This window comes from Chitinophaga sp. (genome assembly GCF_039596155.1).
Lineage (GTDB): Bacteria > Bacteroidota > Bacteroidia > Chitinophagales > Chitinophagaceae > Chitinophaga.
Window position 1 is genome coordinate 16059 of the sequence record NZ_JBCNKF010000020.1, and the last position, 11797, is coordinate 27855.

11 protein-coding genes are annotated in these 11797 nt (G+C 46.1%); 2 read left to right on the plus strand and 9 right to left on the minus strand.

The annotated features are described in order from the left end of the window. Window positions 1-124: 124 nt before the first annotated feature. The 5 genes from ABDW33_RS19140 to ABDW33_RS19160 all read right to left on the minus strand — a co-directional run bounded on the left by ABDW33_RS19140 (window position 125) and on the right by ABDW33_RS19160 (window position 5678). The gene (locus ABDW33_RS19140; protein WP_343691696.1) at window positions 125-2332 is read right to left on the minus strand and encodes an alpha-N-acetylglucosaminidase; all 2208 of its coding nucleotides are present in this window, start codon (window positions 2330-2332) and stop codon (window positions 125-127) included. A 93-nt stretch (window positions 2333-2425) separates the two neighbouring features. Continuing rightward, complete coding sequence (locus ABDW33_RS19145; RefSeq protein WP_343691697.1) at window positions 2426-2878, minus strand: hypothetical protein; 453 nt, start codon at window positions 2876-2878, stop codon at window positions 2426-2428. A gap of 191 nt (window positions 2879-3069) precedes the next feature. Further along, window positions 3070-3969 carry a PfkB family carbohydrate kinase gene (locus tag ABDW33_RS19150; protein WP_343691698.1) on the minus strand — a complete coding sequence of 300 codons (900 nt, stop codon included), beginning with the start codon at window positions 3967-3969 and terminating at the stop codon, window positions 3070-3072. A 95-nt stretch (window positions 3970-4064) separates the two neighbouring features. Beyond that, entirely contained in the window at window positions 4065-5105 is a 1041-nt protein-coding gene (locus ABDW33_RS19155) for an Atu2307/SP_0267 family LLM class monooxygenase (protein WP_343691699.1), read from the minus strand. 153 nt (window positions 5106-5258) lie between these two features. Next, entirely contained in the window at window positions 5259-5678 is a 420-nt protein-coding gene (locus ABDW33_RS19160) for a response regulator (protein WP_343691700.1), read from the minus strand. A gap of 154 nt (window positions 5679-5832) precedes the next feature. On the opposite strand from ABDW33_RS19160, the gene ABDW33_RS19165 reads away from it, so the two are divergent. Then, the gene (locus tag ABDW33_RS19165; protein WP_343691701.1) at window positions 5833-6381 is read left to right on the plus strand and encodes a hypothetical protein; all 549 of its coding nucleotides are present in this window, start codon (window positions 5833-5835) and stop codon (window positions 6379-6381) included. A gap of 92 nt (window positions 6382-6473) precedes the next feature. Here the strand turns inward: ABDW33_RS19165 and ABDW33_RS19170 are convergent, their stop codons facing one another. Then, on the minus strand, window positions 6474-7169 hold the full coding sequence (locus tag ABDW33_RS19170; RefSeq protein WP_343691702.1) for a hypothetical protein: 696 nt from the start codon (window positions 7167-7169) through the stop codon (window positions 6474-6476). Window positions 7170-7276: 107 nt separating this feature from the next. Here ABDW33_RS19170 and ABDW33_RS19175 point away from each other — a divergent pair, with 107 nt between their 5' ends. Next, window positions 7277-8137 carry a glycosyl hydrolase gene (locus ABDW33_RS19175; protein WP_343691703.1) on the plus strand — a complete coding sequence of 287 codons (861 nt, stop codon included), beginning with the start codon at window positions 7277-7279 and terminating at the stop codon, window positions 8135-8137. 181 nt (window positions 8138-8318) lie between these two features. On the opposite strand, the gene ABDW33_RS19180 is transcribed toward ABDW33_RS19175, so the two are convergent. The 3 genes from ABDW33_RS19180 to ABDW33_RS19190 all read right to left on the minus strand — a co-directional run bounded on the left by ABDW33_RS19180 (window position 8319) and on the right by ABDW33_RS19190 (window position 11751). Then, on the minus strand, window positions 8319-9968 hold the full coding sequence (locus ABDW33_RS19180) for a lectin (RefSeq protein WP_343691704.1): 1650 nt from the start codon (window positions 9966-9968) through the stop codon (window positions 8319-8321). A gap of 65 nt (window positions 9969-10033) precedes the next feature. Further along, the gene (locus ABDW33_RS19185) at window positions 10034-11146 is read right to left on the minus strand and encodes a glyoxalase superfamily protein (protein WP_343691705.1); all 1113 of its coding nucleotides are present in this window, start codon (window positions 11144-11146) and stop codon (window positions 10034-10036) included. Window positions 11147-11217: 71 nt separating this feature from the next. After that, the gene (locus tag ABDW33_RS19190; protein ID WP_343691706.1) at window positions 11218-11751 is read right to left on the minus strand and encodes a Crp/Fnr family transcriptional regulator; all 534 of its coding nucleotides are present in this window, start codon (window positions 11749-11751) and stop codon (window positions 11218-11220) included. Window positions 11752-11797: the final 46 nt, after the last annotated feature.

The window sequence follows — 11797 nt, forward strand, 5'->3', positions numbered from 1 at the left end:
TCATGCTTCTGATACAGGCTTCCAGGCTGAAAACCGTTGGCGAACGCCGGTTTTTGCAAAGATTTATTCGGATAACTGTTTGTTTTACCATTCCCACCTTCATGGTGCTTACATGCAGGCAGAATTAGTACACTTTTCGGAGCAATTCCCGGTACTTATGGTGCATCTCTTTCGACACTGCCACCGCGTCTCCACTCGTCGTTACCGGGTACACCTCTTTTGCATTTACCCAGTTCCATTCCCAATCCTCCATTTTCTCTTCAAACGCTTTTACATCTATCGCCTGTCCTTTTTTCAGGCATTCACCTGCATAGTCGAAGAACTGCTGCCACCTGGCCCTGTAAAAGTGCTTCACCATTCCAGACCATTGCCTGGAAGAATATTCATGCAAAGGACTTTTTTTATCTCCCCACAATGTAATCAGGTCTCTTGCATTCATTTCATACAATGCCCTTTCCTGCTGATTCGTTCCCCAACTCTTTGCATCTGCCAGCCATTTCCCCAACAGGAAATCTTTTCTTGTTGCCAGCAGGCGATCCATATCATCCAGCAATACTAAAAACGCTTCGCTATATTTCTTAAAGCGTTCACTATCTTTTGCCTTGTAGGCCCGGGCTACCTGCTGTTGCAGGGAATCCGCATAGTTCGCCATCACCTGTCTGGTTACATCCACAATATCATATCTGAAACCATCGCTGCCTTTCAGGACTTCTGCAGCCGTGATCAAATGATCCCATGCCGGCAGTAAATTGCCCGGCGCATAGTTCAGGTGTGTCAGCGTTCGGTGTGCTACGGTATCAAATGTAGGCCGGCCGGTAAGGATACTTTCAGGTGTACCCTCTGTTAAACCGCCATCATATACGGTCTTGTGCAGGATGGCCCATGCCGCTTCCGCATCCGGATCCTGCTTACCATAACGGCGCCATGCATATTCCTTTAACCAGTTCTCCAGATCAATCGGCTGATCATTCCATACATTATCCATCATCAGCGCATACATGACAGGGTTCTGTTCAATCGCTTCAGGTGTCACACCAATACCCACCATATTACCGGCGGTAGAATCATGCAGGGCGTTTGCCGGATCGTGTGCTACATGATCCATTCTGCCATACATGCCGATATTGCCGCCAAAGTTCTGCAGCATACACCAGATCCATTGCTTACCATAATATGCATGGGTTCTGTTCCATACCGGGAAGTTGTCGCTGAACAGATCCAGCACTATCATCCTGTCATCAGGCGCCGCTGTGAGCAGGGCTTTGATCTGTGCGGGATGCCAGAAATCTTTCTGGTAATGAAACATCCATCCCTGCATTACCCAGATTGCTTTGGGGTCAGCATCGATCATCGACTGGAAGATCTTTTTGCTGATGGTATGCAGGTAAGTAGAATCGTTGGTAGGGGGGAGGTTTTCATTAAAGGTATCAGAAGAGTAGAAGTGATCCGTACCAAAAGTGCGGGTTTCTTCTTCTATAAATTCCTTCCCGATCTTTGAAAACAGGGGATCTTCCGGCTCCAGGATATACACATCATCAAAGCCTGCGTCCCAGTTTGTTTTCTTCACTTTGGCATTGGGGAATTTCTTTGTGAATGCCGGTGGTACATGCCCGGTAAATGCAGGCAATACGGGGCGCATGCCCAGTGACCGTTCTCTTTCCAGGATCTTTTTCTGCAGCTCCTCCTGGTCTTTCATGAACTGCTGTGGCAGCGGGCCGCCCCATCCATCCAGGTTACCCATCCAGAACCAGTTAAAGAAGCAGGGACCACTGAAAAAACTATTCAGGTCAGCATCCGTGAACCCCATCTTCTTGTACACCCGGCTCCACACTGAGTTCTGGCCAGTTAGTGCCAATGGCATATTCACTCCATTCAGCGCCATCCAGTCAATTTCCCATTGCCAGCGGTCCCATTTCCACCAGCTCATGGTGTAGTTGAATGTACAATAGTTCAGGTAATAACGATATTGATAAGGAGTCCGTTTATGCACTTTGGCCGGTACTTTCGGCAGTGGATTGGGCAGATCCATATTGGTGCCATTCCAGCTGATATCGCAATGCACGTAATGCTTGAGATAATAATTCAGTGCACTGGCTATACTCAGGCCATTGCTGCCTCGCAGGAGAATGGTATTGCCCTGCGATTCCAGTTCAAACACATCGTGCCCTTTTTCCTGTGGAATAAAGCGCGTTTGAAAATGCATGGCCTGTGATCGCATGATCCTTTTCACCAGGTCGTCAATGGCTTGTTTGTCCTGACCTACGGTCGGAATGGCTTTAAAGCCCAAAAAAATTAACGTAAAAAGCAGGGATGTACGAAAAGTTAGTTGCATAGGCCTTAAAGATAAGGAGGAGCGGCAATATCTGGTAATAAAAAAAATCCCGGCCACATTGCTGTAGCCGGGATCTAAATGTATGGTTCTGTTTTATTGGTTCGCTTCTTTCTTCTTCTTCGCGTGATCAACGATAGCACCGGTACCAGCACCTACACCTGCACCAATGAGGGTACCGATAGCAGCCCCTTTCACGTGATCAGGATTCACAATAGCACCCGTAATGGCACCTGCACCCGCACCTACTACGGCACCTTTGGCGGTATGGCTCCAGCCTTTCTTTTTGGTGGTAGTCGTTGTAGTAGCCGGGGCTTCGCTGCTGTAGGTATTTGCACTGCTACTCTGAGAGGCAACTGCTGCGTGGCGTTCACGTGCGGCAGCCTTTACTTCTTTCATAGAGTCAATTACCTGTTGCTTAATAGCATTCGCTGTAGTTACTGAGTCCACCGCCTCCTGTTTGGCTGCTTCAATAGCCGCCTGGTCTGCTGAGTTATGACATGCGAATAAAACGGTTGATGTTGCTAAAGCTAAAAATATCTGTTTCATGGTCGTAATTTTTAAGTCATCTGTTTATAGACCTGTAAAATTGTGCCAGATTATTTGATGAACCTGGTTGCAGGGGCGAATTTAAATAATATTACAATGTATAAGATCCCTGTAAACAGGGATTTTAATGCAAAAAAAAGACCCGTTTGCTTTTTTAGCAAACGGGTCTTTTTCAATTATTTACAGGCTTTTTAAGCCGTCAGTGAAAACATAAAACTGTGGTTAGCAGCCAGAAACGTGGTCACATCGTCCGCATTTCCGGTAAAAGGCCCGGATCCCTCAATCTTCAGCGTTGCCATGGCTGCTGCAAATTCCCCTGCATCTTGTGGATGCACATTCTTCGCGCGCTGGTACAGGTAGCCGGCCATATAAGTGTCTCCACAACCGGTGGCGTCCACTACCGAAGTCGCTGGAATGTAAGCCGGGATATCGTAGAAAGTCTGGTCTTTGTAGATGACAGATCCTCTGCTGCCGAGTGTGATAATCACCTCTTTTACACCCCATGATGCCAGGGTAATAGCGCCTTTGCGAACATCATTGGTGCCAGTCAGCACTTCCATTTCAGATTCATTGGCTTTCAGGATGTGTACATATTGGAGGGCTTCTTTTTTGGCAGGCCAGTCAATATGAATCACCTGTTCATTTTCTACCTTACGCAGGTAACCCTGTACGTCCAGGGAAACTTTCCCTTTCGCAGACAGTTCCCTGATCACAGACACCGGGATATCATCGGCTACCAACGGGCCGAGGTGAAAGAAACGGGCGTGTATGTCAGACAGTTGTCCAGGAGTGAACGGATCTGCCAGCTGACTTACCCGTTGTGTTCTATGATCCTGATTTTCTGAGTAAATGTTTTCGAAGTAGAGCGTATTGGTACTTGGCAGTACCACGATTTCAGTGCCTTTTGCTCTCATTTCTTCGGCAATGTACATCTCCTTCTCAGCGAGTGCTGTTACCATCGAATATTTAACATCCATATTTCGTATGGCACTGGAGAAATAAAATGAAGTTCCACCTGGCATATGTACCACCGAGCGGGTAGTCACTACCTTATCTAATGTAATATGTCCTATACAACAAATGTCATACATGCTTAGTCCGGTTTATAGCGTTGATCCTAACAGGTACAAATGTAAATATAACCCTGTCTTTTCCCAAGAATATTCAGGATGACCGGTATTCCCTTTTACTGTTCAGCCTGTAGCTGGCTGCGAACGGCGGGGGCTACCTTTCTTCCTAACAACTCGATGGAATTCAGCATCTTGTCGTGCGGAAGGTCTCCTTTGATAATCTGTGCGAGAAAACGGGTATTGTTAAAAAGTTTACTTTGGTAGATGATTTTATCCACGACTTCCTGCACACTTCCCACGAAAAGCGGGCCTTCAGGAGAGCGTAAATACTCGTACTGGCCCCTGGTAATAGGAGACCAGCCTCTTTCTTCACCCACCCGGTTCATGAGTTTTTCGTAAGTGGGCCAGAATTCGTTGGCAGCAGTTGCCGAATCTTCTGCTATATACATCTGACTATTAATAGCCAGTGGCAGGCGTGCGGCATCATGACCGGCATCGGCTGCTGACTGGCGGAATAACTGTACAATTTGCTGAAATTGCTTAGGCATGCCTCCCAGGATGGCAACGGTCATTCCTAAGCCCATTCTGCCGGCCCTGGCAGCAGAAGCGGGGGTACCGCCAATGGCAAGCCAGATAGGCAATTTTTGCTGGTAAGGACGGGGGTAGATACCTCTTTCCCGCAGGGGCGCCCGGAATTTACCCTGCCAGCTGATAATTTCATTATTATTTATCTGGGTGAGCATATCCAGTTTCTCAATGAACAGCTCATCATAATCATTTAAATGATAGCCAAACAGGGGAAATGACTCAATAAAAGAGCCCCTGCCGGCCATAATTTCGGCCCTGCCATTGGAAATAAGGTCCAGGGTGGCAAAGTTTTGAAAGGTCCGTACCGGATCGGCAGAACTCAATACCGTGACAGAACTGGACAACCGGATATTTTTCGTTACGGCTGCAATTGCTCCCAGGGCAACTTCCGGGGCGGAAATGATAAAATCAGGCCGGTGATGTTCACCAACCGCAAATACATCTAGTCCGATCTCGTCGGATAACCTGGCTTCTGCCAGTAATTCCTGCATGCGGGTATGGGCATTCAACGCCCCGCCAGGTACATGATCTGGTGTAACTTCTCCAAAAGTGCTGATTCCGAATTCCATAATTTGCTCCTTCATTTTTCGTAGCGCAAAGATCGGACAATTAGGGTTAATGGAAAAAGTACACCCGGTTTCCTCACGGAAACCATACAAACATATATGCCCGCTATAACCATTATAGATGCCTGAGGCGCATAGCTATAATGCTTATATAAGCTATTTCATCAAAAAAGGAAGTTGAATCGATTTGCCGTGAATGATCTTCTTAACATGACTGCACAGTTCTGTGTAAGTGCTGGGTTTTGTGAAAAATAAATGAGCACCAAGTTGCAGTGCATCCTCAATATCACGTTTCATGTTAGAGGTGCTCATGACAATGATCTTTGTGAGTGTCTGACGCAGGATTTTTTTCAATTCAACAAGACATTCTTTTCCATTCATCTTCGGCATGTTCAGATCGAGGAAAATAAAGTCAGGTAAATCGATCATTTTTTTAGTCAACAGGTCAAGGGCTTCTAAACCGCTGTTACAGCTGTGCATGTGTGAACCGGGCGATACATCTGTGATTGCTTCTGTCAAAAAGAGCCTGTCGTCTGCGTCATCATCAATAATCAATACTGTCTGCTGCTGTTTCATATGGTTAAAATTTAAAGGTGAGCAGAAGAGGTGGTGTTATAAAGTAAGAGCAGCTAAAGTACTTAATAAATACCTAAAAGGATGTTAATTATTATTAGTGGTGAACGAGTTGCTTAGGCATGATTAGTGAGTATGAAATAATAAAATGACGCTTATGGACCCAAAAGAATTATTTGTAAATGGAGGGGAGACCGGACAATTGATGCACATTCATCAATGGAATGAGAATATCATTGGTACGCCCGATACATGGCCGCTGCATTTACGCGCCTGTGTGCGTATCATGCTCACTTCGGTGCAGCCCATGTTTATCTGGTGGGGCGAGCAATTTATACATCTTTACAACGATGCATTTATCCCATTTGCAGGCAAAGGGCATCCTGCAATGATGGCCCGTCCTGCATCAGAAATCTGGCCGGATGAATGGGCCAGAATAGCTCCCATCGCGGCCGCTGCAGTAGCCGAAAATGCAGGTTCCTTCATAAAAAGCAGTTATTTCCTCATGAAAAAAGAAGAGGATACCGAAGACCTTTCCTACGCTTTTTCCTATAGCCCCATCCTGGGCCCGGACAATGTGGTAGATGGCCTGCTCGGCATATACAACAATTACCTGAATCCCATTGTAGGCCATCGGGCAGATATTGCAATACCGGTGGTGGAGAATCCCGGTGATGTGGATATGAGTACCCGCCTGGGTAAATAATCATGTGCTGCACCGGCAACAAATACCTACTGTCAAAGGTGGTGCATCTCGCCTGAAGACTGGCTTTGTGTTGCATGCCGGTGGGGTTAAAATTATCTGATCTGTATGACCTTCTTATCCGGACCCTCAATCAACACGCGTGGTCCGGATATTCCATTTCCCCCGTCTGTACCCGGTTCCCCATCTGCAGATGTCGTGCCGGTACCTTTCCCGCCTTTACCATGTTCTCCACCCTTTCCACCAAAATTATTATAGAAGATACAATTGCAATCAGCATATTTAACTGCCGTGTTATCAAAGATCACCCTGATCGTGCCGCCATTTCCGCCATCTGCACCATTCCCGCCGTTACCTCCACTGTTACCATAAGGTCGTTTTTCAGTAGGCACGGCACCATCCTGCCCATCTCCGCCATTACCACCGTCGCCTCCATTCGCTGAAATAGTCAGCTTCCCATGTTTCGGGTTTACATAGTATTTGTCTGTTTTTTTTTCACCATCTTTTGTAACCGTCACCAGCAAAATAGCAGAATCACCGGAAGGAAAAGCGGACACCCGTACCTGTAATGCAGGACCCTGTTTACCCGGCTTTCCATTGCCACCGCGTTTGGCCATATGGAATAATACAATGGCAAAACGGTTAGCGCCGTCATTGCCGTTCGGCCCGTTTTTTCCATTATAACTGGCTTCCTGAAACCCATTCCGGTCAGCAAAATTTTTGTCTGTAATCGTCTGTGAATAACAATTAAAGAGGATCAATTGCAGTAGTACAATGGAGAATAATTTCATAGGTTGTGTCTTTACACTAAAAGTACACAATAACGGGCGGTCCTGTAAATATTATAGAAAATAAATATCTTTGCCCCTTTAATCACTCACTGTAGTAACCTATTTTAATGAAAACCAATTCACTCCTCATTCTTTCCCTTACCCTGCTTTTCGCCTGCAGCAAGAAAGATGACACAACAACATCCGGCTCTTCAAATGGCAAAAAGGGTGCTTGCTTTAGTACGAATACAAAAGATGGTACCTGGAATGGAAACATCGTACAACTAAAAGCCAACTGGTTCTACACCTGGGGTACCGATGCTCCTTTGGATGTAGCACCGCGGAACGCAGAATTTGTCACCATGTTCTGGGGTACGGGCAATGTCACCGATGCAAACATCGCTTACGTAAATAACCTGAAAAAAGAAGGAAAAGTAAAGTATATCCTTGGTTTCAATGAACCGGATCTTTCCGATCAGTCTAATATGACGGTGGCAAAAGCACTGGAACTGTGGCCTAAACTGGAAAGCATCGGCTTGCCGCTGGGTAGCCCCGCAGCAGCATGGCCTACGCAGAAATGGATCTACGATTTCCTGGATTCCTGTATCGTGAAGAACTACCGGGTAGATTTTATTTGCGTGCACATGTATGTAGGATTGGATGATAACCACTTTGTATCAGTATTATCCGACTTGTACAATAAATATCATAAACCCATCTGGATTACGGAGTTTGCCACAGTTGATAACAATGCAACGACTGTAGCCGGTAATATGTATACACCGGCGCAGGTACTGGGCTTTATGCAGCGTTTACTGCCCAGGTTGGATTCATTGCCTTACGTACAGCGATATTCATGGTTTTCCAGTTCTCCAACGAGTGCCCGTTTATGGCCTTCCTCGCTGGTGGATGCCAATGGCAACCTGACTACGTTGGGTAAGTGGTATGCAGATCACGAACCGAACAATAATATTAAAGCAGCACAATAGTATATTTTCAGGAGTGGCGTCATCAATAAGATGGCGCCATTTTTTTATCTGCCAGCGATGCACATCACTACCTGTAACTGCAGATAGACTTGCGGAGATACTCCCAGGTAGTGGGTAAAGCCTTTAATGATTTCCAGCATAAAAGCCCCGCTTATGTTTTGGCATAAGCGGGTCGCTAAAATTACATATTTATGCGGAAGGATTCCCAACTGCCAGCGCTGGCGCTGCTACAAGTCATCGGTTGTAAACCATCTTCGCTGGAAATATACATCCCGTTACTCCCTTTCAAAGAAATGGTCCCGTCTGTATTGGTGATCCAGTCAAACTGTTCCCAGATGCCAATGGCAGTTCGATTGCAGGTAATGGGCTGTAAGCCGTTCTCAGACGATACATATTTATCGTTATTCCTGAGGGCAATTTTTCCATTGCCGGCATCCACTACCAGGAAGGATTCCCAGCCACCGACAGCGGTACGGTTACAGTTCATCGGCTGTGTACCATTCTCGCTGCTTACATACAGGTTGTTGGTCCCTTTCAGGGTAACGGTCATGCCTACCGGATTATTGGCAGTACCTCCGGGTTGAGTAGGTGTCTGTCTGATGGAAGTTAAGGCGATCTGGCCTTTCAGCATTCTGCCACCATCACCGGTCAGCCGTAAATAATAATCAGCGGAACAGGCTACACCGTCTTCATCCAAAGTAACAAATCCCGAGCCGGCAGGTATAAAGGCTGCACTCTCTGCTGTTTTTGCAATCTGGTTGCCCTCGTTGTATTCGTCGAACATAGAGATATAAATACCCTGGCAACCTACGCGGATCATGTTGTAAAATTGCCGCCACATGAAGTCTCCATGTGCGCGTTGTTTTTCCTGCAGGTCACCGGGCAACACACAGGGTTGATAGTCGATGCCATTCGCATTGCAATAAGCCTGATCAGGCGTATTAACGTTGGTGAAAAAGTTGTCAGATTCTCCGGCATTCCCGATCCTGCCAACCATCCAGGGCGAAAGCATGTTGAATGCTTTGTATGCAGTGAGGAACGCAGGTCTTGAATCACTGTTTTCCTCCCTCCAGTGCGTAGGTACGCCGCCAATTACATAGCATCCCTGGTTCTTAAACCAGTTAATGACGTCAAGGCATACATCGGCAGACCAGGGGTGATTGTCATCATTAAATCCAAAGCCCCAGATACAAACCACCGGTTTGCCATTCTGCATTGCATAGGCCGCAGAGGAAGTGTAGGCCGACATTTTAGTGAGCCAGTCCGTTTTTATTTCAGACTGCATATTCGCCCATCCGCTTACATCATACATGATGTAGAACTTTCGGCCATAGGCTTCGGCAGCACTTTTTACTTTTGCAGTAATCGCATCACGGGTAGGACCTTCCTGCCCGTTGGGATTGAAACGTTGCAAAGCAGCGGCATCAATATTATTCTCCTGCATCCAGCGAAAGTGTGTGTTCACCGTCTGGTCACTGTAAGAAGAAAACAACCTGGCAGGAGTGCCGTTGCCCAATGCAGGCCATCCGGTTTGAAAAGTGGTGGTGTAATCCCTGACATCAGGCCATGATTTAATACCGTTGTTGGTAGCAGCGGGAATTTTTGACCAATCCTGCGTGTAATGCCACCAGGCATTGATAGGAGAGCCATCTCCGGTACAGGCGAACCAACCCTGGTAACCTACGACAATTTTGCCTACCACATCTCCGGCAGGAGAGGCATTGGCGACAGCTAATTTGTTGTTTTTTAAAGTAATAGAGGATTCTCGTTTGTTACAACCGAAGCATAGCAGTAACATCGCTGCCCATAGCAGCATAGGCATGGTTTTCATGGTCTTTCAATTTTATGGTGAGGGAAAGTTTGCTACATGCCTACTTAAACGGAGAATCGTAAATATTATTTTATTTTTAGCAGCCAGGTATCCCGGAACTTTATTTCGTCTGAAGCTGTTTTTGTGATAGTGAAACCTGCATCTTCAAGGATGTTGGCAGCTGCTTCGAAAGAAGCGAATTTGTTTTCTTCCACCTTATGAAAATCAAGGAAGCGTTGTTGTCGCTCAGAATGATACTGTTTGCTATCGAGGGGAGAAGGAATATAGATATCGGCAGTAATCCAGCAACCGCCTCTTATCGTCAATATTTTATGAATAGTCGCCAACAGTTGTTTCTTTTCATCCATGTTCAGGTACATCAGTAATCCTTCATTGACAATTGCAACAGGACCTGCGGGAAATGAACGGACTATGGCTTCAAATGCCTGTTCGTCCAGTACGTTCAGCGCTTTCAGTTCCAGGTATCCCTGTAACGGCGCTTGTTGCAGGCGATCAATAAATTGTTTTTTCCGGCTGATCACATCTTCAAGATCTGTATCAATGTAATGCACGGCTTTTTTACCCGCCATGTCCAGCCCTCTGAAAGAGTAGCCTGAAGAGAGTTCAAGGATATTCGTAATGCCGGTAGGCTGTAGCATGTGATTAATACTATAATACCTGTTTTCAAAATGCTGCACTTTTGCATGGAAGAAGGGCGATTTTTCAGCATCGCCGGCAGGGGCACTGATTAAGTCAGCCGCCTCCTTCATAAAGGGAATTTGCGTAAAAGACTTGATAAAAAGAAGCGCGGTAGCGGATGGACTGACAGTGTTAAAGTCCTTCACTTTTTCATTGAAAATAATGCGGTTGGAAAAGGGATCGGTCACGGTCATCTCGAGGGTATCCGATGCCCATTCAACGCGTTCAAGCCCCGGGCGGTTGTAAGGGTAGTTTTTGAGTAACAGTTCCTCGTGATATTTTTTAAGTCCTTCAAAATCTGCGATGGAAAAACGTCCTCCCGGAGAACATTCACCATGGTGTTCAGAGAGGTCGAACAGCAGTCCCCGCAGCGACATACGCATGTAGAAGGGGCTATTCTCCGGGCGATATTCCCACTCAATAGTACATCCCATCCAGTTCACATAAAATTCAATTGTTTTATTGTAGTCGAAAACACGGAAAACAGGAATCAATTGCATGAAGGTCATTTTTATAGCACAAAGATCCGGAGATGCGGGAAGTTAAAATTTAACGATTGTTAAAAAGCCGTTTATTTGATCTGCGCTCTGATCCTGCTCAGGGAAACCTGCGTAATGCCCAGATAAGATGCAATATACTGCAAAGGAACACGCTGTATTACCTGGGGCCGCCCGGCAAGGAGATTTTGATAGCGTTGCTTCGGGGTATCGCGCAGGAAGGAAAAGAAATGCTGGATAAAAGCGGCTTGTCTGTCGATGGCACGGTCCATCAGGTAAGTATTGATGAGCGGATGTGCACGCATTTGCTGCATGTCTTCAGCAACGAGCCAGCTGACTTCGGTAGGTTCGATGGTTTCGATAGAATAGGGGCTGGGCGTTTGTTTATTGAAAGATTCCACGGAGGCAACTGCGTCGCCCTCGAAGAAGAATTGAAAACTGATTTCTTTTCCCTCATGATTGAACCAATTGCGGATGCACCCCTTTTTGATGAAGAAAATTTTACGTGCTACATCACCTTCCTTGAGCAATAATGTTTTGGAAGGAAAAGACGCCGGTTTCCAGAGATGTTGGAATTGCTTGAATGCGAGTCGGAGCGATTCGTCCATGTCGTTTTTCTCAAAATTAATTTTTTATTTCGAATACATTCGTATA

Coding starts and splice junctions, on each gene's coding strand:
- ABDW33_RS19160 (WP_343691700.1), bottom strand. CDS start 5,678: ATGAAACAGCAGCAGACAGTATTGATTATTGATGATGACGCAGACGAC.
- ABDW33_RS19165 (WP_343691701.1), top strand. CDS start 5,833: ATGGACCCAAAAGAATTATTTGTAAATGGAGGGGAGACCGGACAATTG.
- ABDW33_RS19140 (WP_343691696.1), bottom strand. CDS start 2,332: ATGCAACTAACTTTTCGTACATCCCTGCTTTTTACGTTAATTTTTTTG.
- ABDW33_RS19175 (WP_343691703.1), top strand. CDS start 7,277: ATGAAAACCAATTCACTCCTCATTCTTTCCCTTACCCTGCTTTTCGCC.
- ABDW33_RS19180 (WP_343691704.1), bottom strand. CDS start 9,968: ATGAAAACCATGCCTATGCTGCTATGGGCAGCGATGTTACTGCTATGC.
- ABDW33_RS19190 (WP_343691706.1), bottom strand. CDS start 11,751: ATGGACGAATCGCTCCGACTCGCATTCAAGCAATTCCAACATCTCTGG.
- ABDW33_RS19145 (WP_343691697.1), bottom strand. CDS start 2,878: ATGAAACAGATATTTTTAGCTTTAGCAACATCAACCGTTTTATTCGCA.
- ABDW33_RS19150 (WP_343691698.1), bottom strand. CDS start 3,969: ATGTATGACATTTGTTGTATAGGACATATTACATTAGATAAGGTAGTG.
- ABDW33_RS19170 (WP_343691702.1), bottom strand. CDS start 7,169: ATGAAATTATTCTCCATTGTACTACTGCAATTGATCCTCTTTAATTGT.
- ABDW33_RS19155 (WP_343691699.1), bottom strand. CDS start 5,105: ATGGAATTCGGAATCAGCACTTTTGGAGAAGTTACACCAGATCATGTA.
- ABDW33_RS19185 (WP_343691705.1), bottom strand. CDS start 11,146: ATGCAATTGATTCCTGTTTTCCGTGTTTTCGACTACAATAAAACAATT.